Origin of the sequence: Psychrobacillus sp. NPDC096389 (assembly GCF_044762855.1) — a bacterium.
Lineage (GTDB): Bacteria > Bacillota > Bacilli > Bacillales_A > Planococcaceae > Psychrobacillus.
Genome location: NZ_JBIWFB010000002.1, coordinates 246,253 through 269,374, shown reverse-complemented (window position 1 = coordinate 269,374; position 23,122 = coordinate 246,253). Strand labels below are relative to the sequence as shown.

The window sequence follows — 23,122 nt, the reverse complement described above, 5'->3', positions numbered from 1 at the left end:
CTGTGCCCAGAAAAAAAGAACTTACTCGTTTGATTTGAGTAAGTTCTTTCACTTTTTCTTACGACTCCGAAACAACTCGTCCAACTGCAACGCGCTCGAATTGTAAACGAGTGCCATCCGCAACTACTACGAAAATTGTTTGATCATCCACTGCATCTATCTTTCCGTGTAAACCACCAACTGTAATGATTTGATCTCCACGTTTTAGATTATTTTGCATTGAAGCTGTATTTTTTTGACGTTTTTGCGCTGGCCGAATGATGAAAAACCACATCACTGCAAACATCGCAACTATCGGTAATAAGCCTACCAAATCCATATATTATTCCCCTCCTTTTTATCCCGCTTTAACGGGCAGTAAGACTCCCACTTCAAGATTTAAATAAAGCGAAAAGATAAGTGGGAGATCAACTGCCCGTAAAAGCCCGTTGAAATGTATCGCAGACTAAGTACGCAACATCGTGTTGCAACGTCTGCGTGACCTACATCGTGTAGGCCTCAACTAACAATCAGTGGGGATGAAGAAAACCCCCACTAATTGAAGTTTCACTTTATCTCTTTATAGTATACAAGAATCAGAAGTTTTTTGCATTTGGTTTGTTATACCCATATTCTTCAAAAAACTCTTCTTTAAAATCTAATAAGCGATCTTCTCGAATTGCTTGACGAACATTTTCCATCAACTTCATTAAGAAATGAAGATTATGATACGATGCCAAGCGAAGTCCAAATGTTTCATCCGCTTTAAACAGATGGCGAATATACGCTCTAGAATAGTTTTTACATGTGTAGCAATCACATTTTTCATCAATCGGTCCAAAGTCACGCGCAAATGCTGCTCCTTTAATAACTAAACGACCTTTCGATGTCATAAATGTTCCATTGCGGGCTATTCGTGTCGGTAACACACAATCAAACATGTCCACACCGCGAATAGAGCCATCGATTAACGAATCCGGAGACCCAACTCCCATTAAGTAACGTGGCTTATTATCCGGCATTAGAGGCGTCGTAAAATCAAGTACACGATTCATCACGTCTTTTGGTTCACCAACCGATAGACCTCCAATTGCATAACCAGGAAAATCCATAGAAATTAAGTCTTTTGCAGATTGGCGACGTAATTCCTCATATTCCCCACCTTGGATGATTCCGAAAAGGCCTTGTTCATCTGTTTTACTATGTGCTGTTAAACAACGCTCTGCCCAGCGAGACGTACGTTCGACAGATGCCTTCATATATTCAAAGCTAGCAGGATACGGAGGACATTCATCAAAAGCCATCATAATGTCAGAACCTAATGCATTTTGAATTTCCATAGATTTTTCAGGGCTTAAAAATAATTTATCCCCATTTAAATGATTACGGAAATGAACGCCTTCTTCTTCAATTCTACGCATATCACTTAAACTAAATACTTGGAAACCACCAGAATCCGTTAAAATAGCACGATCCCAGTTCATAAATTTATGCAATCCGCCTGCTTCACGAATAATTTCGTGACCAGGACGAAGCCATAAATGGTACGTATTACTTAAAATAATGCCCGCTTTCATATCTTTTATTTCTTCTGGTGCCATCGTTTTTACAGTAGCTTGTGTTCCAACGGGCATGAAAGTTGGTGTCTCAAATGAGCCATGCGGTGTATGCACGATACCAAGTCGGGCACCTGTTTGTTTATCTTTTTTGATTAATTCGTACGTAATTGCTGCCATTTAAAAATTCCTTCCTTTTATAAACATTGCATCTCCAAAACTAAAAAATCGGTAGCGCAAATCGATAGCTTCTTTATATGCAGACAAGATGAAGTCTCTTGAAGTAAGTGCGCTCACAAGCATCACGAGCGTTGACTTCGGCAAGTGGAAATTCGTGATCATTCCGTCAATACATTTAAATTCATAGCCTGGGTAAATGAATATAGAAGTCCATCCGCTATCTTCTTGTAATTGTCCATTGAATTTAGAGGCAACTGATTCCAGCGTTCTTGTCGAAGTAGTACCAACCGCAACTATTTTTCCTCCTGCACTTCTCACTTCATTTATCGTATTTGCTGTTTCTTTAGATAGACGATAAAACTCCGAATGCATTTCATGATCATCGATAGAATCTACGCTAACCGGTCGAAATGTTCCTAGTCCTACATGAAGTGTCACAAACGCTATTTTAACACCTTTTGCTCGAATGTCATCTAATAATTTTTCTGTAAAGTGTAATCCCGCAGTCGGTGCCGCCGCAGAACCCTGTTCTTTCGCATAAACTGTTTGATAACGATCTTTGTTTTCCAGTTTTTCATGAATATACGGTGGTAAAGGCATCTCTCCAAGTTGGTCTAACACTTCAAAAAACATACCGTCATATTCAAAGCGGAATATACGCCCGCCATGCTCTTTAATGTCGGTACAAACAGCGCGTAGTAGCCCATCACCGAATGTAATCGTCGTTCCTACTTTGACACGCTTTGCTGGTTTTACTAGTGTCTCCCACTGATCCCCTTCCATTTGTGTCAATAATAGCACTTCTACATTTGCACCTGTCTCTTCCTTCACTCCCATTAAACGAGCAGGCATTACTTTCGTGTCGTTTAAAACTAGGCAATCTCCTGCCTTTAATTCATCCAAAATGGCGGAGAATTGAGTGTGTGTAAACTTCTGATTTGGATAATCAGCTATTAAAAGTTTGCTACTTGTCCGATCCAGTAATGGTGTTTGTGCAATTAGTTCTTCTGGTAATTCAAAATCAAAATCTTCTACTCTCATCTGGCGTACATCCTTTATTAGTCGTTTCTTTCTATCGGTAACGGCATTCCCAAATGCTCGTATGCGAGTGGCGTTACTATTCTTCCCCTTGGGGAACGTTGTATAAACCCAATTTGCAATAAATACGGCTCATACACATCTTCTATTGTCGTCGATTCTTCTCCAATACTTGCAGCAATCGTATCCAGCCCAACAGGGCCACCTCTGAACCTTTCAATCATGGCCATTAATAACTTATGGTCAATATGATCCAACCCTCTTGGATCCACTTGAAGTAGCTCTAGCGCTTCCCTTGCTAAATTTAATGATATATGACCATTTCCACGGACTTGTGCATAATCACGCACACGTTTTAATAAGCGGTTTGCAATACGAGGAGTTCCTCTCGAACGTCTTGCTATTTCACCAGCAGATTCAAAGTCAATCGAAGCATTAAATAATTCAGCACTCCGCTCCACAATCGAAGTAAGCGCCTCTTCCTCATAATAATCTAACCTTAGCAATACACCGAAGCGATCTCTGAGTGGAGCAGATAATGCGCCAGCACGTGTTGTTGCACCGATTAGCGTAAATGGTGGTAAATCTAATCGAACGCTCCTTGCTGCTGGTCCTTTACCTACTACAATATCTAAACAAAAATCTTCCATTGCAGGGTATAATACTTCTTCAATAGAACGGTTCAAACGATGTATTTCATCGATAAATAATACATCACCCGGTTCGAGCGAACTAACGATAGCCGCTAAATCGCCGGGTCGTTCAATAGCCGGTCCACTGGTCATACGGATTTGAACATCCATTTCATTGGCAATCACGGAAGCAAGTGTCGTTTTACCGAGTCCCGGAGGTCCGTACAAAAGACAATGATCCAAACTTTCGCTTCTCATTTTCGCCGCTTCAATGAAAATTTCTAAGTTATGTTTTATCTTATCTTGTCCAATATATTGTTTTAATAATTGAGGACGAAGTGATTGTTCATATGGTTCATCATAATTAGAAATCTCGCTTGAAATCACACGTTCCGTCATGTAAAGTACCTCCTATCCTTCTTAATCCAAATTCATCGCCTTACCTCTACAGACAAAGGCGCTGACGCTTTTTGTTATTTCCCGGAAAATAATAATTGCAATGCTTTTTTCATAAACTCATCCGTAGTTTGGAGTCCTTTATCGTCTTTTAACTTTGGACGAACTTTAGATAGTTCACGTTCAGAATATCCTAGTGCCGTAAGCGCCAACATTGCTTCTTCCAATTCATGATCGCTACTACTATCCATAAATAATGTAGGTTCATCATCTATAAATTCGATTTGTTCCAAATCCATGAGATCATGTAATTTTCCTTTTAAGTCTAATATCATTTGACGAGCTGTCTTTTTCCCCACTCCCGGAAATTTAACTAAAAACGTTTCATCTTCACGTTCAATTGCTTGGATAACATGAGTCGGTTCACCGCTTGCAAGTATCGCAAGTGCCCCTTTAGGTCCAATTCCAGATACAAGGATGAGTTTTCGGAACAACTCTCGTTGGGCTAAAGTCGAAAAACCCATTAACTGTTGTACATCCTCTCGAACATGCAAATGCGTATAAACTTGTATTATCTCCTCACTTTTTCTAAATGCAAAAGGATTTGGTGTTAACAGCTGATATCCAATTCCCGTTACTTCTAACACGACATACTCAGGCGTCACGCGTGTAACCTGTCCTTTTATGTAATCATACATACCTTAAATCCCTCACAATCAATACATCCATTATATCATAACAAACAAAGAAGGCCGCTCCATAACTTGAGCGACCAACTCTATATCAAATTCGCCTTGGGGCATTTGCTTCCGCTTCACTTTGTTCAGCTACGCAGGAAAAATATTGCTCCTGCGCAAGCTCGACGCAGAAAACAGGAGACCTAAAATTTATCGTACTTGCTCGATAAATTTCTCTAAGAATCTGTGGCATCCGCCGGAAGCTTTAACGTTTTTCCGCAAGATTTTAGCCTTGCGGAAAAATGTCAGTACTATTTTAACTTACTTAAATTATAGCATAAATTAGGCCATTCCGTTAACGCTTTGTTCGTATATGGAACTAATTGATCGATAAACTTTTGTTTTCTTTCTGCCGGCAATGCAAATGCATATAGCCACTCTCTATACAATTCGTTCGGATACATCATCGCTTCTTTATGGTCACGAACGATTTTCTCCAGCATTGGAAATTCACTCATCAAAAAATGAATATCATAATCTATTTCGGATAGGACACGATGCATCCATAAAATACTTTCCATCTCTTTTGGGCCAATTACAGCAAGATCAAAATCGATTATTTTATAAGCCGAACCATCCGATAGAAAATTATGATGCACTACATCCCCGTGCAATAATGTCCGATCACGCATATCAAATGGTTTCATATCTTTTAGTGCCATATCGCCATACATTAATAACATATTCGTGTTGTTTACCCCTATAAACGATTCTACAAAAAAAGAAATCTCTTTCATCTTTACTAAACGATTTTGCCACTTAGTAATTAAATTAAATGCATAAAGAACTTTGCTATCTTCCCATGCAATTATTTCGTTCGTTTTATGCAACCGAGTAAGTAAGGAATAGACCGCCCTCCGATCTTCCTCATTGCTGTAATTTACTGTATGTGTCCCTGTAAACCATGGTTGAATAATGAAATCTAGTTGAGGGGATTCCATTACCGGTAAAACAAATGAATCTTCCATATATTGTAGCTTGTCATGAATAAAACGAATTTTTTCCGCCTGCTGTTCCGAAGGATATTTCTTAACAGAGAATACCCCGTTTTCATTTTTCCATTTCCATACGTTTTTTTTAATTTGTTTAATAGAGTAACTCACTTTTAAAAGTGGTGGTGGTGATGATATGGTGGGCATGGATATACCGGTACGTAACAAATCTGTACGCATGGACAACCACCATAATGTGCTTGCATTTGTGGGTGCATACCTGGATGCATTTGCGGGTACATACATGGGTACATATAGGAAAAATCCTGTTCCGGCGGGCATGGATACATTTCTTCGAATGCAGGAGACGGCTCTTGCGCTACTGGTTGTTGTTGAACTGGTGGTGGTGGTGCTGGCGCCGCTGGCGGTGCTGGTGCTGGTCTTTCACGCTCAGTAAAATTTGCTTGAATATGGATAGATGTTGACTCTACTAGTCTCCAACCTTGTGGAGATGGTGTCATGTCTAAATCTGGAACTGGCATCATGTGATATGGTAAAGAATATGATGGAATTGGTTGCGGTTTAACCGGTGGCGGTGCTATTGGAACTGGTTGAACAGGTTGAGCTTTTGGTGGCATATGTTGTTGTGCTTTTGGTGGAACTTGCTGCTGCGCTTTCGGTGGCACATGTTGTTGTGCTTTTGGCGGTACATGTTGCTGCGCTTTTGGTGGTACAGGATGCGGCTTCATTTCCTCCTTTTTCACCATTTCTTTTTTTACTGGGCGATTCTCGCTATATGGATGATTGATGGATTCCATTTTCTTTGTATCTGGAATAAAAATCTTCATACCCGGAACAATATATTCTGGATTTGCGAGATGTGCATTTAATTTTTTTAGTTCTTCAAAAGAAACACCATAGCTTCTTGAAATTTTCCAAAGCGTGTCACCTTTTTCGACAATATGAATTTGCACAGTCTTCCTCCTTCCCTTCTCCTTAAACTATGTGCAACTACCTAAATTGGACACAGATTTTTTAGAAAAGCACTTCCCTTCATGATAAACTTATGAATAGAAGCTAGGTCGTTATGCAAGTTGGGAGGAGTTATTATTGAAAAAATTAAAAGGTGCAGAACGAAGAGACTGGATACATTCTTATTTAGTAGAGCAGGACCAACCAGTTACCGGTTCAGATCTTGCTAAGCTAGCGAATGTCAGCCGCCAAGTAATTGTAAATGATATTACTTTGTTAAAAGCTACTAATATACCCATTGTTTCAACAAGCCAAGGATATATGCTAATGCCAAACAAAGAAGCAGGTACATATGTACAAAAAAAAGTTGCGTGCAATCACCAATCAAAAGATTCAGAAGATGAGCTACAAACACTCGTAGATGCCGGCGTAACGGTCGAAAACGTAACAGTAGAACATCCGGTATACGGAGAAATTACCTCTTCTATTATGGTAGCCAACCGTCATGATGTCGAAATGTTCTTAAATAAAGTAAGAGAAACAGAAGCTTCTTTCTTATTGGAGCTTACCTCAGGTATTCATCTACACCTACTTTCTGCTCCGTCAGAGGAAATATTAAATCGCGGGATAGAGGCACTAAGAAAAAAAGGATACTTAATAGAAGAATAACAAAAAACGCTAAGTAGAAAACAATTCGTTTTCTACTTAGCGTTTTATTGATCGGTTATTTATCTGCTGATTCTTTCGTTTCGTATGTATAATAAGATCCAAGTGATTTCACTTCACATCCCAAAGCTGCAAGCTCTTCCATCGCTCCTCGCATCATTGGAACTCGATCATCCTCTAATATATCTATGATAAAAAAGTATTGCCCTAGCCCGGTTTTTAAAGGTCTCGATTCAATTTTACTTAAATTGAGCTTTCTCCATGCAAATACAGAAAGCACTTGGTGCAAGGCCCCGGATCGATCGTCTTTTGGCAATGTAAGCATAATTGTCGTCTTTTCTTGACTTGTATGTCCAGCTTGCTGAATGGTCTTATTGTTTTTAGAGAGCACTAAAAATCTTGTATGATTAAAATGAAAATCATGAATATTATGCTCTACAATTTTCAATCCATATTCAACAGCAGCAGATGTATTACCGATCGCCGCAATACAAGCTTGTTCATTTTCTGAAACGTACTTTGCAGCCGAAGCAGTAGAAGTCGATTGTTCGAGTGGAACTTTTCCAAAACGATAATATAAATACTTATGGCATTGCGCTAAAGCATGTGGATGAGAATAAATGGTCGATATTTTCTCCCATTTTTCCGCGTTAGCTGGATGTACCATTAAATGCTGTTCAATAGGTACTAGAATGCTCGCAATTACTTGCACATCTACTTCATGAAATAAATAATCAATCGTCAAAGAAACCGTGCCTTCTAACGTGTTTTCTATTGGTACAACAGCAATATCCATTTTACCACTTGCAACTGCTTCGATGCATTCGGGTATTGTTCGTATCGGAATTAGCTGGTCATCTTGAAACAAAACCTTTGATGCTAAATGGGTAAAAGAAGCTTCCGGTCCAAGAAAAGCTACTTGTTGAGTTGCCATTCGTTATCCTCCTCACTTATCCAGCTACACCGCTTTGCCTGTCGGGGGTCAAATATCCTTTTCCCAGTTAAGTCAAGAAGCAACTTCTTTGGGGAAAGGACATTTACCTGTCGAAGGCCTGCAAGATGCAGGTCATGCTGCGCTGCGACACTATGTCGGTATTCCTTCATAATGTACTTACGCTTTACTTACAAAGCGCCAGAACTGATTACTTCTGCAGATTCTACAAAGTCTAGTCGCTTCATTTCATTTAAAAAATCATCTAACTCTCTTGTCATTGCGGTGACATCTAACGATAATGTCACACTTGCTCGACCTTGAATCGGGATTGTTTGATGAATCGTTAGTATATTGATGGATGAACCCGCTACAAGTTGCAATAATCTTGCTAAGGTTCCCTCTCTGTCCTCTAACTGTAAAAATACCGTTAAGATTCTTTCTTGAACGATCGAATGGAACGGAAAAACCGCATCACGATATTTGTAAAAAGCACTTCGAGATAAATCTACTTCTTTTACTGCATCCCATATCGAAGATACTTTCCCAGATTGGAGAAGATGCTTGGCTCCCAAAGTTTTTTGCATTGCTTCGGTTAGAACATCCTCTCGTACTAAATAAAAGCGCTGGCCAGTTACGTCTTTCATGCGGTTCCCCTTCTTTCCTACTCGATAAATTCAAATTCAAATTGTAATAATCGTACCGTATCTCCATCTTTTGCACCGCGCTCGCGAAGTGCATCATCGATACCCATTCCTCGAAGTTGTCTTGCAAATCGGCGGATAGAATCTTCACGACTGAAATCAGTCATTTTAAATAATCGTTCTACTGATCCACCAGATAATACAAATGCCCCATCATCATCTCTAGAAATTTCGAAATCCTCTTTTTTCGTTTCATGCTTGTACATAACAGATGTTTCCGATTCTTCCTCCGTTAAGTGTTCTAACGGGAATTCTGGAGCCACTTCTAATAAGTCTGCAACAGCAAACAATAGTTCTTGCAATCCTTGGCGAGAAATTGCTGAAATTGGGAACACTTTCATTTCAGGTCCCACTTTTTCTTTAAATGCCTTTAAATTCTCTTCAGAATCAGGCATGTCCATTTTATTTGCAACGATTATTTGAGGTCTTTCCGTAAGGCGTAGATTATACTGTTTTAACTCTTCATTAATCGTTAAATAATCTTCGTATGGATCTCGACCTTCCATTCCTGACATATCGATTACATGTACGATTACACGTGTACGCTCAATATGACGAAGGAATTGGTGACCTAACCCTACCCCTTCAGATGCTCCTTCGATTAGTCCTGGTAAATCAGCCATAGCAAAGCTACGATGATCTTCTGTTTCGACCATTCCTAAATTCGGTACGATTGTTGTAAAATGATATGCAGCGATTTTCGGTTTTGCTGCGGAAACAACGGATAATAAAGTTGATTTCCCAACACTTGGGAAACCTACTAACCCAACATCTGCTAATACTTTAAGTTCCAATATAACATTTAACTCGAATCCTGGCTCCCCTTTTTCCGAAAGCTCCGGTGCTGGATTTGCTGGTGTTGCAAAACGGGAATTTCCACGTCCTCCGCGTCCACCTCTTGCAATAATTGCTTTTTGACCATGCTCTACTAAATCCGCAATGACATCTCCAGTTTCTTCATTCGTTACGACAGTACCTGGAGGAACTTTTACGAATAAATCATCCGCATTGGCACCATGCATATTTTTGCTCATACCATGTTCTCCACGAGTTGCTTTGAAATTACGTTTATAGCGGAAATCCATTAATGTACGTAATCCTTCATCTACGACAAATACTACATCTCCGCCATTTCCACCGTCCCCACCAGCTGGACCGCCCATAGGAACATACTTTTCACGACGGAATCCTACCATTCCATCTCCGCCGTCTCCACCTTTTACATAAATCTTCACGTGATCTACAAACATTTATTTCACTCCAATCTTTCAAATGCAATTAGCTTAACTTTAAGTTCGTTTTCTGTATTTACCTGCTCCTCTATATGAAAAAGATCTGTAAGTGATCCTTCCTTATACGAATGGAAAGACCAATTTCCTTGAACTTCTAATTGGATTTCTAATTGTTCATCCGTACTAATATGAACTTTAAATAATTGCTCTTGATATCCTCTAAGATTCGGGTAAATGGATTGAAGAAAACATTCTAAGTATTCCCGAAGCACAGCATCATATTTGTCTAATCCGCTACTTAAAAGAGATGTTTGAACAACTAAAGTCATTTTATTATATCTCATACTAAAGGTTTGTAACCATTCGTTTGTTTTGGATAGACCAACATTATTCATATCAAAAAACTGATTACATTTGGATGAATAATTACTTATTAATTTTTTTGCTTCTTCAATCCTGCCCATATCTAAATTCATTTGGATTAAATGTAAACTATTCAAGAAATCATGCATAGAATGGCGCAGTACATTGTTAATCGTTATCTCTTTATCATCCATTTTAGATACCACGCTCCTATTATGCTTTTGTACTTATAAGTATAACAGGAATAACTCGTTATTGCTCTAACCTAAAAAAAAGGACTGCATAAATGCAGTCCTTTTCTTATCATCAAGCTTCTTGAGCTACAGGATATACACTTACTTTTTTCTTGTCGCGGCCGAAACGCTCAAAGCGCACTACACCGTCAACTTTCGCAAAAAGTGTGTCATCTCCACCACGTCCAACGTTTTCACCAGGGTGAATTTTAGTACCGCGTTGACGGTATAAAATTGATCCGCCTGATACGAATTGTCCGTCAGCACGTTTAGCGCCTAGACGTTTCGATTGAGAGTCACGACCGTTACGAGTCGAACCTACTCCCTTTTTGGATGCGAAAAACTGAAGATCTAATCTTAACATATGTTCCACCTCCTACTTTTTGAAGGTTATTTTTATATACTTACTATAATCTTGCTCAATCGTTTGTAAAGAAACAATCATCGATTCCAAAATCAACTGTATGTTGGCAGCTTTTTCAGGATTTGATATGCCCGGTACTTCGACGTATAAATAGCCTCCGTCACCTTTTTGCTTAATAACAGGTGTAATTTCTGTAAGTGCAATAATTGCATTCACTGCACCAAATGATACAGCAGAGGCACCTGCACAAACTAAATCTTTGCCATGTTCTGCAAAATCAGCATGTCCTTTCATTTCGAATGAATGAATCAGACCTGATTGATCTCTCGTTATTGTCACTTTAATCATCTTATAAACTAATAGATTCTACTACTAATTTAGTGTATGGTTGACGGTGACCTTGTTTTTTACGGTAATTCTTTTTCGCTTTGTATTTGAAAACGATGATTTTTTTAGCTTTGCCGTTTTTCACAACTTTCGCTGTAACTTTAGCACCTTCCACGAATGGAGCACCAACTTTAACATCATCTCCACCTACGAATAAAACTTTGTCGAAAGTTACCACTTCATCAGCATTTGCATCTAATTTTTCAATGTAGATTTCTTGCCCTTGTTCAACTTTGATTTGTTTACCACCAGTTTCAATAATTGCGTACATACTTGCACCTCCTCTTAGACTAAGACTCGCCTTCTACAAAGGTGATTCAGTTTACCTGAATGCTTGAACCTTTTCAGAGCGGTTGTAGCAACGGGTGCTGCTACAAACAATAACATTTGAATATTATCACATATAAAATCTCACGTCAAGCGATTTTCGTTATTTGATCAAATGCTAGCTTGTACTTTCGAAATCTCCAATAAGCATAATTTTGCAAAACGATAAACAAAAAAATGAGCGAAACTGATATTGCCTGGGGAAAATAGGCTAAACTAAGCAAAAAAATAAGGCTACTACTCCAAATAGAAAAGCCAATCAACATCTCATATTTAGCTGGAAATAGCGCATCCAATGCCCGTCCGCCATCTAAAGGATAAATAGGAAGAAGATTCAAACATAAAATAATTAATTGGGTCAAAAATATAAAATGATCTTGCGGAAAGTCGATGAAATAACTAAAAATCATAAGCAAAAATGTAAAAAATGGTCCTCCGAATATGACAAATAGCTGGCCACTTTTTGACACTTTCGAAAACTGCTCCATCTTAATCTCTCCGCCGTACGGTAAAATGGTGCAAGATCGCACTTTTATCCCTACTAATTTTGCCGCGATTAAATGACCAACTTCATGAATAAGCAAGGAGCCAAATACAATCGAATAGATTGCGATTTCCCCAGACAAATAAAAAAAAAGAAAAAACGGGATCATAATAGGATGTACTTTAAATACCCGCTTATTCATAAGTTGCTGCTAGCCAATCAACAAGTTCGCTCATTTCTAAGTTTTTCCCGTCTTTTTCTACTTGAATATATAATAATTCGTTTTCCACCGTTGCGAAAATATCTCCTGGACTCACTGAAGTATAGGGTAGTTGATGAAACTCTGCTACAAATCCAAATGTGGCTGTTTCTCCGGTATCATATAAAATAGACATCGTTTTACTTGTGTTTTTCTTATAACCCGTAAAAATAATCAATCCATTTTCAGATGCATATAAATCCTGTGATTCTTCTACAGCTAAGATGGCCCCATCACCTAAAGGTTGAATCGATTTATATTCGATTAGAGGAGGGTCCGCCACAGGTGCACTTACTTTAATTTTTTTGTCCGACTGCTCTACCCATGCCTTCACTTTTTTATAAACTTCAGCTGGCTTTTGAGGTTCTAATAACACATTTGTATAGTTAGTTGATAATGTATTATTTTTCTCAAGGTTGGCCACTATGAAAAAAACTAACACAAATAGTAATGACAGCACCCATTTTCGTTTTGAAAGCATAACCATTCCCCCTAGTAGGAATGTATGATGGCAAGTACAAATAAATGAACAAAAAAGAAGCGAATGGGAAATTAAATAAACCTTCGTTTTCACTTATATGCTTCAGACTATATATTTGCTACAACATTCCGCTTGAGTAAAGAATGCGAGCATTCAAGTGCCTTATCCGAGCATATAGCTTCACCATACGAGCGTTCACTGAGCTTATACGCACATTGATTAACCATACGAGCATTCAAGTACCTTATCCGAGCATATAACTTCATCATACGAGCGTTTACTGAGCTTATACGCACATTGATTAGCCATGCGAGCATGCACTACCTTACAACATCAGCAAAAAATACCAGGGTATTAACTAGCACAGCTAGCGATACCCTGGTATTTTAACAAATCGGATTTCTTTCTATATAAAATAGTTAACACTTAAAATTTTATTTAGCAAAAATAGATTTTAATTTAGAGATTACACCTTTTTTAGGCGTGTCCATAGACATTAACGGCACAGACTCTCCTAAAATACGACGTGCAATATTGCGGTAGCCAAGTGCTGCACGATTAGATGGGTCCATTACTACAGGCTCTCCCTTATTTGAAGAAGTGATAACACTTTCATCATCTGCAACAATTCCTAATAAATCAATAGATAAATGCGTCGTAATCTCATTAATATCGAGTGCTTCGCCTTTTGTCATTAAATGCTGACGAATACGATTGATGATTAACTTCGGAGGGTCAATAGATTCTTCTTGTTCTAATAATCCAATAATTCGATCTGCATCACGAACAGCAGAAATTTCTGGTGTCGTTACTACAATCGCTTTATCAGCACCAGCGATTGCATTTTTATACCCTTGCTCGATGCCTGCTGGACAATCGATTAATACGTAATCGTAATCACGTTTCAACTCATTTACAAGTTCTTTCATCTGCTCAGGATTTACCGCGTTTTTATCCGTTGTTTGAGCAGCTGGTAATAAGTATAATTTATCTTCAAAACGTTTATCTTTCACAAGTGCTTGATGGATTTTACAGCGCCCTTCCACAACATCTACTAAATCATAAATAATTCTATTTTCAAGCCCAAGTACAACATCTAAATTTCTTAAACCGATGTCTGTATCCATTAAACACACTTTTTTGCCTTGTAGAGCCAATGCAGTTCCAAGATTTGCAGTTGTCGTCGTTTTACCGACTCCACCTTTCCCAGAAGTTATTACAATTGCTTCACCCACATTAGCTTCCTCCTTTAAATGTTGATAGATTTGGTCTTAATAAGCGTAGTTCTTGCAGGCGATCAATGGCGATCGCACCATTTGTATGTAAATAGGCACATTCCATTTCCGGTTGTTCAGAAAGAACAGCTAACTCATCAGTCATCGTTTCAATGACATTATCAATAATCAGATGTGTCGCTTCTAACCACGACGCGGCAATAACTGCATCTCGATTTCCGTTTGCACCCGCATGCGCAATTCCTTTTAATCTACCTAACACAAATACATTACCTCCGGCGATCACACGACCATTTGGATTTACATCACCAATGACGACCAAATCCCCAACTGCTGTTATGATTTGGCCAGAACGTACGATTCCCACGTATGTCTCGGATTGGTTTTCTATCAATCTTCTATTACATTCTTCGACGGTCATCACATCGCTTTGAATTTTGGTTACTCGAAGATGCTCCGTCTGTTGTACACAATTAATAATTTCTTTGGCCTGCTCATCATTGCAATATCGATATCCTAGTTGTAACAGCACTTTCGCTTGACCTTCAAATCCTTCATCGGATACCTTCTTCGCCAACTCTTCTAAAAGCTCTGTATATGAACACTGATCGTCTAGACGTAATACAAGCCCTTCTTTTGTTCCTTTAATCGATATTAACTGCTTTTTCGTCAATCAAGTCACCTCAGATCTACTGTCTAGCCAAAAACGATTATTTTTGAAGAAGTAATAATTTTTGGTTAAACCGATTTAGAAGAATATATTTAAACAACCATCCAAACATTAAGATAAATACGCCATTTGCAATCATTGTTGGGATGAGATTAAATTGATAAAAATCCGTAAATGTCATCGATTTAATACCAATGAATGTATAGAATAAAAACAAAATAATTTCCACTGCAGCTACTAATACAAGCGTCAAAATAGTAGCTACAAGTAAATGATGATGTATAAACTTTACAATGAAACTAGCTACTAGACACATTAACGGAAAAATAAAAGAATATAATCCAATAATATCAATGAAAAAGACATCATACAAGAGTCCAAAAATCAACCCATAAAGCATGGCTCTTTTTCGATCATAATAAATAGCGATAAATATTAAATACATAATTAAAAAACGAGGAACTAAAACATAAAAGTCTCCATTCAATTCGATAGGCGAAAAAAGTCCAAAAATCGGTTCCATATAAAACAAAAGAACCGAAATAATGATTATTACATAACGAATCATGATTCTTCCCCTGCACCTTCTGTTAAATCAGCTTCTGTATTTCCACCATCTGTCCCATCTACAGGATTAATAGTACGTTTCGAAATAATGACATGATCTAAAATAGAAAAGCTCGCTGCAGGTTTCACATACGCCAGTTGAGTCAAACCATAATCATCCGTCGTCACTTCGGTAACTTCTCCGATTAAAATACCTTTCGGGAAAATTCCACCTAAACCAGATGTAGTTACTTTTTGGCCTTTTTTCACTTCGAATTCGGAATCGATTCTCTTTAATACTAATTCTTTACGTTCTATGTCATATCCTTCTATTAAACCAAAAACTTCTTGCTCATCCGCCGCAATAACTGCCGAAACCCGGTAATTCGGATTTTGAGTAGATAAAAGTTCCACTGTCGACGTATATGGAGTCGTTAATATGACTTTACCGATTAACCCTTGGGAAGTCATCACAGCCATATTGACATCTACACCATGTATTTCCCCTTTATCAATAATAATCTTTTCTTCCCATTGATCTGGATTACGTGCGATGACAGTAGATTGGATAGGATTGAATGCACGAAGATTTTCTTCTTTATCGATAATTTTTCGTATTTCATCATTTTCTATTTTTAAATCATTTACACTAGCTTGTAAGGTGGCATAATCTTCTAATCTTGCTTTCAACCGTTTATTTTCATCATATGTATTAAGTAAAGATTCGACATTATTAAAAATCCCCACAACATACTGGGTCGGCTTGGAAAACATAGTTTGTCCAAAACCGACCACATCTTTAATTAATTGCTCTGGTAACGATGCATGATTTCGATCTCGCAAAGAAAAGCTGATGAGTGCCACAAGAAATATCATCCCTACAAGCAGCAAAACTAATCGCTTATTTGAAAAAAATTGTGGCATAACTCACTTCTCCTTAACTTCTAGTTTGTTGACGCTTTAATAAGCCCATATGATCAAGTGCTTTACCTGTACCAATCGCAACACAATCTAAAGGATCTTCTGCGATAAATACTGGCATATTAGTTTGATCACTAATTACTTTGTCCAAGTTTTTCAGTAATGCTCCACCACCAGTAAGCATAATTCCACGTTCCATTACATCTGCAGATAATTCTGGGGGTGTTTGCTCTAACGTTTTCTTTACTCCATCAATAATAGATGCAATAGACTCACGAAGGGCACTTGCAATTTCTGTAGATGTTATATCAATCGTTTTCGGTAATCCAGTTACTAGGTCGCGTCCACGGATGTCCATTTTTTCTTCCGAACCAGTTACTCTTGCAGAACCAATTTCCATTTTAATGGCTTCTGCTGTACGTTCCCCGATTGTTAAGTTATACGTTTTACGAACATAACTAGTAATGGCTTGATCCATCGCGTCTCCACCTACACGAACAGATTCGCTCGTCACGATACCACCAAGTGAAATAACGGCCACTTCAGTAGTTCCTCCACCTATATCAACGACCATACTTCCCGTAGGTTCCCAAACAGGTAAATTCGCACCGATTGCAGCAGCAAATGGTTCTTCAATTGTTACCGCATCACGTGCTCCTGCTTGTTTTGCTGCATCGATGACCGCACGTTGTTCTACTGAAGTAATACCAAATGGTACACAAATCATTACATTTGGTTTGCTCCATGACATTCCAGATGCTTTGATCGCATTTTTTAAATAGTATTCAATCATTGCAGATGTCGTATCAAAATCCGCAATAACCCCGTCTTTCATCGGGCGAATCGCCACGATAGAACCTGGTGTACGACCAATCATATTTCTTGCGTCATTTCCGACTGCAACAATGGAACCGTTTTGTACATTTTTCGCTACAACTGAAGGTTCTCTTAATACAATTCCTTTTCCTTTAATGAAAACAAGCGTATTCGCTGTTCCTAAGTCAATTCCTAAATCTCTTGATCCAAATCCAAACACAATTTTTACTCCCTTTCTATCTCAAGCAAGTTTCACTTAGCTGTCTTAAAGTCATAACTATCATTATAACGGATAGAAAGAAAAATGCACAGTGTCACATGTACCCCTTTTCTTTAAGACTGATAAATTGATGGTCTCCAATGATCAAATGATCGATAATTTCGATGCCCATTATAAGTCCTGCTTCTATTAATCTTTTTGTTACATCGATATCTTCAGGAGAAGGAGAAGCGTTTCCACTAGGGTGGTTATGCGCGCAAATAATTGAGGCGGCAGAGCGTTTGACGGCTTCGCGGAATACTTCTCTTGGATGTACTATGGAAGCGTTAAGGGAACCGATAAAGATTGTTTGTTTATGAAGGATTTGGTTTTTGACATTAAGGAAAAGAGCAACAAAATGTTCTTGTTTAAGTGAAGACATTTCTGGCATTAAATAAGTAGCGGCATCTTTCGGAGAACGTATCGTAAATTTTTCATCCGTTTGTTGTTGAGAAAGTCTTCTTCCTAGCTCAACAGCTGCGAGAAGCTGGACTGCTTTTGCTTCTCCAATCCCTTTGACGGACATTATTTCTTCTAGCGTAGTGTTTTTTAATTCTTGAATTTGTTCGATAAAGTTAAGCACTCTATTGGCTAGGATGAGAACAGACTCTTGCTTCGTACCTGTACGAAGCAAGATTGCAATTAATTCTTGATTGGATAAACTCTGTGCACCTTGCCGAATGAGCCTTTCTCTTGGGCGGTCGGCTAGATGAACATCGCGAATCATTAAAGAAGCTGGAACGTTGACGGTCATTTGCTCCACTCCTTCTCAAACTTGATCACTTCAAGTGTCAATAACGTTTGAAACAAACGACTGATTGGTAATCCTACTACATTATTGTAATCACCTTCTATTTTTTTTACGAATAGTCCTCCCATCGTTTGTATGCCATAAGCACCTGCTTTATCCAAAGAATCTCCCGTTGCTACATAAGCATCTATTTGCTCATCCGTTAGTTCATAAAAGGTTACTTGCGTAGACTCAGCAAAGCTAATACTTGTCCCGCTGCCTTGGATAGAGACACCTGTCACCACAGTATGAGTGCGACCAGAAAGTTTTTTTAAATATGCTTTTGCCTGATCTTGACTTGTCGGTTTGCCTAATGATTCCTGCTCTAAATGAACAATTGTATCTGCTCCAATTACAATTGCATTTGGATTTTTTTCAACAATCGGTACCGTTTTCTTATAAGCAATTGAAATTGCCATATCTTCTGGAGTGAGCTTTCCTTCTACCACTTCTTCAATATTTGCTGGTTGTACTTCGAATGGGATAGCTAATTTACCAAACAGCTCTTTTCTCCTTGGCGACTCACTCGCTAGTATAAATGAATAATTAGTTGTTAATTTCAATGTAAATTCCTCCTTTTCAATAGCATACAAAAAAATTGAAAAAAGGAAAATTATCTAAAAAACAAAACTATTTCATTTTACCCTCATTTTTAACTCAAAAATTTAATTTTACACAATTATTCTTTTCTACATAATGAGAAAATACATGCAATCTCATAACAGAAGAAACGTCCGAAAACGCTGATACCGCTTGTACAATAGTCATTAGATCATCTGGATAATCTTCTTTTTTAGCAATCGACTCAAAAAAACTTTTAGATATATTATCTTCTTGCAAAATATTAACCAACTTCTTCACTTTTGGATCTTCACACCCACTAGTAGAAACAAACACATTTTTCGTAAAACTAGGAAGTGCTTCCGTTTGTGTAGTCGGTACATCATTTAAAAATAAATCACTCCATACGAAAAACTGATTCTCTACTTGTACGATAGCTGCTTTTTCTAAAGTAGGCTGCGTTGCCATAAAAGAGATGGCACTTTCTTTTGAAGAAAACATACCATACTGTTTTACATGGAAAGACAATGCCCCATCTGCAGCAACTTCTATTTTCCCATCCGTGGATTGTTCTGCAGTTGGCGTCGTATCTTCTTCCTTTACAACTTCTACTTTTTTATCATTTGCTAAATTAAGAATAAAACCAAATAGTAATACCCCCACCACCCCAATAATAAGTCCTTGAACGCCCGCTAATATTATCTTCTTTCTTGGATTTCGCCTTCTAATCGGCATAACATCACCTCTTTTTTCACAACCTTATCACGAAAGACATAAAAAAAGACGAGACCTATGTCGGCTCGTCCTAAAAACTTATCGAGTTAAAAAAACAAATTCACATACCAATCGACAAGCGAATTTCCATAGAAATAAGCTAGTATCGCCGCAATAGCTATCGATGGACCGAACGGAATGGGTGTTTTCCTGCCCTTTTTCGCTTTTCGCAATACGATGATACCAATAACCGTTCCAATAACCGAAGCTAAAAACAATGTCAATAAAGTATTACTCATCCCTAAAACAATACCAATTACAAAAAATAACTTAATATCGCCACCGCCCATACCACCTTTCGACAGAAGCGCGATTAAAAATAACACACCGAACCCAATAACCGCTCCTAGAATACTATCCCACCATGGCGAGTGCGGAGAAAATACCCGGGCAAGAGCTAAAGGAATTAAAAAGAACAGTAAAATTTTATCTGGTATTAACATATACGCCAAATCAGAAACAGTAATAATAACTAGCATGGAAATAAATAAAATAGCAACAATCAACTCAACCGAAAAACCAAGTTGAACATAAGCAAATGCAAATAATAATCCCGTCACAAGCTCCATCACTGGATAAATCCAGCTTATTTTCGTCCCACATCCCCTACATTTTCCTTTCAAAAAAAGATAGGAAAACACAGGAACTAAATCTACTATAGTCAAATTGCGATCGCAAACTGTACAATGCGAAGGAGGTTTTACGATTGACTCGCCTTTTGGCACACGAAGACCAACTACATTGAAGAAGGAACCGAATATGATTCCGTATATGAAAAACAATAAAATGTACACACTAATCATTTCCATTCTCCATTAATCCTGTTCGTCATGATAAAACGTAGTCAGTTGTATTGTAGCTGCTATATCGTCATCTTGATCTTTATCCAAAAGTTGCTCCTCGCCGGGTGCTGACAAAATAACCTGATCAACACGATAGATACGTTTTAAATTCTCTACTTCTTCTACAAATAATACTAGCTGATCATAGTTTTTTGCCAAAATAGAAATATTGAAGGTGATTAATTTTAATTTTTCAGGAAGAACGACTTCAGAGACTGGAGAAACTGGCGGTCCATCAGATGTTTCGCCTGCTGTTTCATCTATAGTTGATAGTTCTTCTGTTGATACATCTTCGCTTTCTGATTCAATCTCCTCGTTTACCTCAGAAGTTTCTAGTATCAACTGAGACTCCTCAAGGGTTTCATCATAATTATTAAACTCCACCGAAAGAATTTTCGAATCGCTGAGCAATTCAACCTCTTCTATAGAGCGAACAATTTCATTTAATTCACGGGTCAAGGGAACCTGCGTTTTTAGGAAAAATGTATTCTCTGAAGAACCCCCCTCCAATTGAGCAGAAGAATATTCCTCCTTCAAAGCAGCTACCTCTCCTTGTAAAACTTGGACAGTTCTCTCCTTCGATACCCTTTCATCTTTTAGCGGTTGCAGGACAAAATAGTAAACTGCCCCTAACAAAACAACCACAAGGGCAGCGATTAATAGAAATGCCGTTCGTTTATTGCTAACTAATTCGTTCATGGAGTGACACCTCCATTTTTCAAGTAAGATTGATCAATATCTAAAGTTAAAACTGCAGCGTAGCGTGGAATAATCTCATATTTTTTTTCTACGTTTTCCTCCGAATTAGAAAGCTCAAAGTTGGTGACACTCTCAACCTTTACATCCGAAAAATAATTACTAATTAGTAATTTATCAACGAATAAAGACAAGCTCTTCAACGTTTCTACATCTACTGAGATTTGAATACTTCGTTCTACGAATTCATATTGTCGAAAATATGTATGTGGCTCCAATAATGCATTTACTTCTATAAGTAAAGGACTCACAGGATATGAAACACGCTCAGCAAAAGTCACTGAGGTTTGAAGATCCCCTTGTCCAGACATCCTTAAATCATCTACTACCTGCGTTAAATCTTCCTTTTCTGCCATTGAATAAGTTTCTTCAGCAACGAGGGTTTCAATATCTCTCTTAACAGTCAAATACTGAATAAAAAACAATAAAAGAATGGTTAAAAGTAAAATCAAACTAATAACAAGCAATAAAATTGAATTGGACTTTTGCCGCTCCGTTTTAGGCAATAAATTTATCTCTGGAACCATCACCATGCCTCCCTATATATAAGTCCAATAAGTGGAATATGCTTAGACTTTAAATTAGGATGATATTTTTGTACTTGAGAATCTTCGATATATGTAACGGGAGTGACAAAATTCGCCTTCATCTCAGAAGCAATATAATCCATTTCCGGCGAATCCCCCAATGTAATTATTTCATCCACCGCTTTTTCTCCCTTATACAAAGAAAAGCGATAAAAGTTTAAAATTCTTTCGATTTCAGCAATTTGATCGATCAATTGTGCTCGATATTCTTCCGGTTCTCCGTCGTAAACAAAATTGATTTCATGCTGGTTCCCTTTACTTTGCCACTTTTCCTTAAATGTATCAATAGATTGATAGCGAAGAAACTCAACATTTCCTCCCGTATAAATGCTGATCGAAACGCCTGATATAGACCATTCAGTTATTAAATAGCTCTTATTTTCTTCCAAACCAACTGTCTTCTCTAAAAAGCGTATAGTAGCTAATGCTCTTACATCTGCAGTAACTGGATCTAGATGTAAATCGTCTAATAATCCAGCGATTTTATTTATCTCTTCAGAAGGTGCCGCAAACAAAACAGCCTCTCCATCATTGGGTTTAAAATCATACACATCGATAAGCGGTTGTGAGAAAGGCAAGTGAATCGTTTGTCCCAGTTCCATCTCAACATATCCTTTTAACTTAGCAGAGGTTACATCTGCAGGATGCTCAAACGATTTCATCATCACAGTACTATCCGGCACAAAAAAGCGTACATCAAAACGCTTAATACTCCAATCATGTATAAGTGTCTTTAACGTTTCATACAAAGCCATCTCATCTTCTAAAATATCCCCATCATAAATCCCTTTATCTAAAGGATACTCATAAATAGCTGATTGCGAAATATCATTACCAGCCATCACTATAGCTCTTAATATATATTCGTTTATATCTAAAGCAACATAGCGCTTCGCTTTCTTTTTAAACATATTCTTCTCCCCCATATTTAGCTGTAATTAGTTTTATGGTTCAGAAAATGAAGTATTCATTTGCTCAATGATAAAACTAAGGGACTACAGCAGCGTGGAGCTGCTGTAAGTCTATTTATTCTCCTGTTGATGTTGTGCCTTCTGAAGCAACAACCTTACCAGTATTATCTCTATTACTATTTTTATGATCACTAATTTCAGCATTAGTTGCATCATTAAATTTAACAGTCATTCCACCAGCACTACCCGTACCATTGATAGTATTTCCACCACCGCTAGTAACTTTTGTAATCGTAGTAGTTGTCTTAGCAGCTTCTAATGAGGCTGCATCCTCTAAAAACCCATCAGTCACCAATTTTTCTACTGTTACTGTATTTTGATCTTCATTTTCAGTGAAATAAAGCTGCGCACCGGCCATTGCGTTTTGTGCATCTGCTTTAATTGCTCCTACTCTACTATTCTCAATAATATTCCCAATAGCTGGTACAGCAATAGCAGCAACGATTGCTAGAATTACGATTACCGCTAGTAACTCGATTAGTGTTAAACCTTTTTCATTTTTTAATAACTTTCTCATTTTTTTCATATGATTAGCTCCTTT

Annotated in this window: 30 protein-coding genes and 1 other annotated feature; of the genes, 1 reads left to right on the top strand and 29 read right to left on the bottom strand. The window is 37.9% G+C overall.

The window, feature by feature from the left end; genetic code table 11:
• Positions 1–58: 58 nt before the first annotated feature.
• From yajC to ACIQ38_RS07545, 7 genes are all read right to left on the bottom strand, one after another.
• The gene (gene yajC, locus ACIQ38_RS07575) at positions 59–319 is read right to left on the bottom strand and encodes a preprotein translocase subunit YajC (protein ID WP_402820387.1); all 261 of its coding nucleotides are present in this window, start codon (positions 317–319) and stop codon (positions 59–61) included.
• Between the two features lie 256 nt (positions 320–575).
• A complete protein-coding gene (gene tgt, locus ACIQ38_RS07570) occupies positions 576–1,715 on the bottom strand; it encodes a tRNA guanosine(34) transglycosylase Tgt (RefSeq protein ID WP_402820384.1) in 1,140 nt (379 codons plus the stop codon).
• Positions 1,716–2,756, bottom strand: coding sequence for a tRNA preQ1(34) S-adenosylmethionine ribosyltransferase-isomerase QueA (gene queA / locus ACIQ38_RS07565; RefSeq protein ID WP_402820382.1), 1,041 nt, complete (start codon positions 2,754–2,756; stop codon positions 1,716–1,718).
• A 17-nt stretch (positions 2,757–2,773) separates the two neighbouring features.
• Positions 2,774–3,784: a Holliday junction branch migration DNA helicase RuvB gene (gene ruvB, locus ACIQ38_RS07560; RefSeq protein WP_402820379.1), complete on the bottom strand. Its 1,011-nt coding sequence runs from the start codon at positions 3,782–3,784 to the stop codon at positions 2,774–2,776.
• Positions 3,785–3,858: 74 nt separating this feature from the next.
• On the bottom strand, positions 3,859–4,479 hold the full coding sequence (gene ruvA, locus ACIQ38_RS07555; protein ID WP_402820376.1) for a Holliday junction branch migration protein RuvA: 621 nt from the start codon (positions 4,477–4,479) through the stop codon (positions 3,859–3,861).
• Between the two features lie 290 nt (positions 4,480–4,769).
• Positions 4,770–5,690, bottom strand: coding sequence for an aminoglycoside phosphotransferase family protein (locus ACIQ38_RS07550; protein WP_402820373.1), 921 nt, complete (start codon positions 5,688–5,690; stop codon positions 4,770–4,772).
• Positions 5,624–6,424 carry a LysM peptidoglycan-binding domain-containing protein gene (locus ACIQ38_RS07545; protein ID WP_402820370.1) on the bottom strand — a complete coding sequence of 267 codons (801 nt, stop codon included), beginning with the start codon at positions 6,422–6,424 and terminating at the stop codon, positions 5,624–5,626. The genes ACIQ38_RS07550 and ACIQ38_RS07545 overlap by 67 nt, the downstream gene beginning before the upstream one ends.
• A gap of 136 nt (positions 6,425–6,560) precedes the next feature.
• On the opposite strand from ACIQ38_RS07545, the gene ACIQ38_RS07540 reads away from it, so the two are divergent.
• A complete protein-coding gene (locus ACIQ38_RS07540; protein ID WP_402820367.1) occupies positions 6,561–7,091 on the top strand; it encodes a transcription repressor NadR in 531 nt (176 codons plus the stop codon).
• A 55-nt stretch (positions 7,092–7,146) separates the two neighbouring features.
• Here the strand turns inward: ACIQ38_RS07540 and pheA are convergent, their stop codons facing one another.
• From pheA to ACIQ38_RS07430, 22 genes are all read right to left on the bottom strand, one after another.
• Complete coding sequence (pheA, locus tag ACIQ38_RS07535; RefSeq protein ID WP_402820364.1) at positions 7,147–8,022, bottom strand: prephenate dehydratase; 876 nt, start codon at positions 8,020–8,022, stop codon at positions 7,147–7,149.
• A gap of 188 nt (positions 8,023–8,210) precedes the next feature.
• A complete protein-coding gene (locus ACIQ38_RS07530) occupies positions 8,211–8,666 on the bottom strand; it encodes an ACT domain-containing protein (protein WP_402820361.1) in 456 nt (151 codons plus the stop codon).
• A gap of 17 nt (positions 8,667–8,683) precedes the next feature.
• Complete coding sequence (obgE, locus tag ACIQ38_RS07525) at positions 8,684–9,973, bottom strand: GTPase ObgE (protein WP_402820358.1); 1,290 nt, start codon at positions 9,971–9,973, stop codon at positions 8,684–8,686.
• 5 nt (positions 9,974–9,978) lie between these two features.
• Complete coding sequence (locus ACIQ38_RS07520; protein WP_402820355.1) at positions 9,979–10,512, bottom strand: Spo0B domain-containing protein; 534 nt, start codon at positions 10,510–10,512, stop codon at positions 9,979–9,981.
• 112 nt (positions 10,513–10,624) lie between these two features.
• Complete coding sequence (gene rpmA, locus ACIQ38_RS07515) at positions 10,625–10,915, bottom strand: 50S ribosomal protein L27 (protein ID WP_093266255.1); 291 nt, start codon at positions 10,913–10,915, stop codon at positions 10,625–10,627.
• 12 nt (positions 10,916–10,927) lie between these two features.
• Entirely contained in the window at positions 10,928–11,263 is a 336-nt protein-coding gene (locus tag ACIQ38_RS07510) for a ribosomal-processing cysteine protease Prp (RefSeq protein WP_402820351.1), read from the bottom strand.
• A gap of 1 nt (position 11,264) precedes the next feature.
• Positions 11,265–11,573 carry a 50S ribosomal protein L21 gene (gene rplU / locus ACIQ38_RS07505; RefSeq protein ID WP_093266260.1) on the bottom strand — a complete coding sequence of 103 codons (309 nt, stop codon included), beginning with the start codon at positions 11,571–11,573 and terminating at the stop codon, positions 11,265–11,267.
• 12 nt (positions 11,574–11,585) lie between these two features.
• Positions 11,586–11,667, bottom strand: a sequence feature (ribosomal protein L21 leader region).
• A gap of 51 nt (positions 11,668–11,718) precedes the next feature.
• Positions 11,719–12,315: a site-2 protease family protein gene (locus ACIQ38_RS07500; RefSeq protein ID WP_402820347.1), complete on the bottom strand. Its 597-nt coding sequence runs from the start codon at positions 12,313–12,315 to the stop codon at positions 11,719–11,721.
• Positions 12,308–12,853: a hypothetical protein gene (locus tag ACIQ38_RS07495; protein WP_402820344.1), complete on the bottom strand. Its 546-nt coding sequence runs from the start codon at positions 12,851–12,853 to the stop codon at positions 12,308–12,310. Before ACIQ38_RS07495 ends, ACIQ38_RS07500 begins: the two co-directional genes overlap by 8 nt.
• 434 nt (positions 12,854–13,287) lie before the next feature.
• Entirely contained in the window at positions 13,288–14,088 is an 801-nt protein-coding gene (gene minD, locus ACIQ38_RS07490; protein ID WP_402820341.1) for a septum site-determining protein MinD, read from the bottom strand.
• 1 nt (position 14,089) lies between these two features.
• Complete coding sequence (gene minC / locus ACIQ38_RS07485; protein ID WP_402820338.1) at positions 14,090–14,761, bottom strand: septum site-determining protein MinC; 672 nt, start codon at positions 14,759–14,761, stop codon at positions 14,090–14,092.
• A gap of 37 nt (positions 14,762–14,798) precedes the next feature.
• Positions 14,799–15,326: a rod shape-determining protein MreD gene (gene mreD / locus ACIQ38_RS07480; protein WP_402820335.1), complete on the bottom strand. Its 528-nt coding sequence runs from the start codon at positions 15,324–15,326 to the stop codon at positions 14,799–14,801.
• The gene (gene mreC / locus ACIQ38_RS07475) at positions 15,323–16,228 is read right to left on the bottom strand and encodes a rod shape-determining protein MreC (protein ID WP_402820332.1); all 906 of its coding nucleotides are present in this window, start codon (positions 16,226–16,228) and stop codon (positions 15,323–15,325) included. The genes mreD and mreC overlap by 4 nt, the downstream gene beginning before the upstream one ends.
• A 13-nt stretch (positions 16,229–16,241) precedes the next feature.
• Positions 16,242–17,261, bottom strand: coding sequence for a rod shape-determining protein (locus ACIQ38_RS07470; protein WP_402820329.1), 1,020 nt, complete (start codon positions 17,259–17,261; stop codon positions 16,242–16,244).
• A 94-nt stretch (positions 17,262–17,355) separates the two neighbouring features.
• Positions 17,356–18,054, bottom strand: coding sequence for a RadC family protein (gene radC, locus ACIQ38_RS07465; RefSeq protein WP_402820327.1), 699 nt, complete (start codon positions 18,052–18,054; stop codon positions 17,356–17,358).
• A complete protein-coding gene (locus ACIQ38_RS07460) occupies positions 18,051–18,653 on the bottom strand; it encodes a Maf family protein (RefSeq protein WP_402820324.1) in 603 nt (200 codons plus the stop codon). Before ACIQ38_RS07460 ends, radC begins: the two co-directional genes overlap by 4 nt.
• A 94-nt stretch (positions 18,654–18,747) precedes the next feature.
• The gene (locus tag ACIQ38_RS07455; RefSeq protein WP_402820320.1) at positions 18,748–19,386 is read right to left on the bottom strand and encodes a hypothetical protein; all 639 of its coding nucleotides are present in this window, start codon (positions 19,384–19,386) and stop codon (positions 18,748–18,750) included.
• An 86-nt stretch (positions 19,387–19,472) separates the two neighbouring features.
• Positions 19,473–20,228, bottom strand: a complete 756-nt coding sequence (locus ACIQ38_RS07450) for a prepilin peptidase (RefSeq protein WP_402820317.1) — start codon at positions 20,226–20,228, stop codon at positions 19,473–19,475.
• Between the two features lie 12 nt (positions 20,229–20,240).
• Entirely contained in the window at positions 20,241–20,966 is a 726-nt protein-coding gene (locus ACIQ38_RS07445; protein WP_402820315.1) for a hypothetical protein, read from the bottom strand.
• Positions 20,963–21,550, bottom strand: a complete 588-nt coding sequence (locus tag ACIQ38_RS07440) for a hypothetical protein (RefSeq protein ID WP_402820312.1) — start codon at positions 21,548–21,550, stop codon at positions 20,963–20,965. Before ACIQ38_RS07440 ends, ACIQ38_RS07445 begins: the two co-directional genes overlap by 4 nt.
• A complete protein-coding gene (gene pilM / locus ACIQ38_RS07435) occupies positions 21,550–22,521 on the bottom strand; it encodes a type IV pilus biogenesis protein PilM (protein ID WP_402820310.1) in 972 nt (323 codons plus the stop codon). Before pilM ends, ACIQ38_RS07440 begins: the two co-directional genes overlap by 1 nt.
• Before the next feature lie 115 nt (positions 22,522–22,636).
• Entirely contained in the window at positions 22,637–23,107 is a 471-nt protein-coding gene (locus ACIQ38_RS07430) for a prepilin-type N-terminal cleavage/methylation domain-containing protein (protein WP_402820308.1), read from the bottom strand.
• Between the last annotated feature and the right edge of the window lie 15 nt (positions 23,108–23,122).

Bases quoted from the DNA above. Each gene is read 5' to 3' on its own strand.
- yajC (WP_402820387.1), bottom strand. From the start codon at position 319: ATGGATTTGGTAGGCTTATTACCGATAGTTGCGATGTTTGCAGTGATG.
- tgt (WP_402820384.1), bottom strand. From the start codon at position 1,715: ATGGCAGCAATTACGTACGAATTAATCAAAAAAGATAAACAAACAGGT.
- queA (WP_402820382.1), bottom strand. From the start codon at position 2,756: ATGAGAGTAGAAGATTTTGATTTTGAATTACCAGAAGAACTAATTGCA.
- ruvB (WP_402820379.1), bottom strand. From the start codon at position 3,784: ATGACGGAACGTGTGATTTCAAGCGAGATTTCTAATTATGATGAACCA.
- ruvA (WP_402820376.1), bottom strand. From the start codon at position 4,479: ATGTATGATTACATAAAAGGACAGGTTACACGCGTGACGCCTGAGTAT.
- ACIQ38_RS07550 (WP_402820373.1), bottom strand. From the start codon at position 5,690: ATGCGTACAGATTTGTTACGTACCGGTATATCCATGCCCACCATATCA.
- pheA (WP_402820364.1), bottom strand. From the start codon at position 8,022: ATGGCAACTCAACAAGTAGCTTTTCTTGGACCGGAAGCTTCTTTTACC.
- ACIQ38_RS07530 (WP_402820361.1), bottom strand. From the start codon at position 8,666: ATGAAAGACGTAACTGGCCAGCGCTTTTATTTAGTACGAGAGGATGTT.
- obgE (WP_402820358.1), bottom strand. From the start codon at position 9,973: ATGTTTGTAGATCACGTGAAGATTTATGTAAAAGGTGGAGACGGCGGA.
- ACIQ38_RS07520 (WP_402820355.1), bottom strand. From the start codon at position 10,512: ATGGATGATAAAGAGATAACGATTAACAATGTACTGCGCCATTCTATG.
- rpmA (WP_093266255.1), bottom strand. From the start codon at position 10,915: ATGTTAAGATTAGATCTTCAGTTTTTCGCATCCAAAAAGGGAGTAGGT.
- ACIQ38_RS07510 (WP_402820351.1), bottom strand. From the start codon at position 11,263: ATGATTAAAGTGACAATAACGAGAGATCAATCAGGTCTGATTCATTCA.
- rplU (WP_093266260.1), bottom strand. From the start codon at position 11,573: ATGTACGCAATTATTGAAACTGGTGGTAAACAAATCAAAGTTGAACAA.
- ACIQ38_RS07500 (WP_402820347.1), bottom strand. From the start codon at position 12,315: ATGAATAAGCGGGTATTTAAAGTACATCCTATTATGATCCCGTTTTTT.
- ACIQ38_RS07495 (WP_402820344.1), bottom strand. From the start codon at position 12,853: ATGCTTTCAAAACGAAAATGGGTGCTGTCATTACTATTTGTGTTAGTT.
- mreD (WP_402820335.1), bottom strand. From the start codon at position 15,326: ATGATTCGTTATGTAATAATCATTATTTCGGTTCTTTTGTTTTATATG.
- mreC (WP_402820332.1), bottom strand. From the start codon at position 16,228: ATGCCACAATTTTTTTCAAATAAGCGATTAGTTTTGCTGCTTGTAGGG.
- radC (WP_402820327.1), bottom strand. From the start codon at position 18,054: ATGACCGTCAACGTTCCAGCTTCTTTAATGATTCGCGATGTTCATCTA.
- ACIQ38_RS07455 (WP_402820320.1), bottom strand. From the start codon at position 19,386: ATGCCGATTAGAAGGCGAAATCCAAGAAAGAAGATAATATTAGCGGGC.
- ACIQ38_RS07450 (WP_402820317.1), bottom strand. From the start codon at position 20,228: ATGATTAGTGTGTACATTTTATTGTTTTTCATATACGGAATCATATTC.
- ACIQ38_RS07445 (WP_402820315.1), bottom strand. From the start codon at position 20,966: ATGAACGAATTAGTTAGCAATAAACGAACGGCATTTCTATTAATCGCT.
- ACIQ38_RS07440 (WP_402820312.1), bottom strand. From the start codon at position 21,550: ATGGTTCCAGAGATAAATTTATTGCCTAAAACGGAGCGGCAAAAGTCC.
- pilM (WP_402820310.1), bottom strand. From the start codon at position 22,521: ATGTTTAAAAAGAAAGCGAAGCGCTATGTTGCTTTAGATATAAACGAA.
- ACIQ38_RS07430 (WP_402820308.1), bottom strand. From the start codon at position 23,107: ATGAAAAAAATGAGAAAGTTATTAAAAAATGAAAAAGGTTTAACACTA.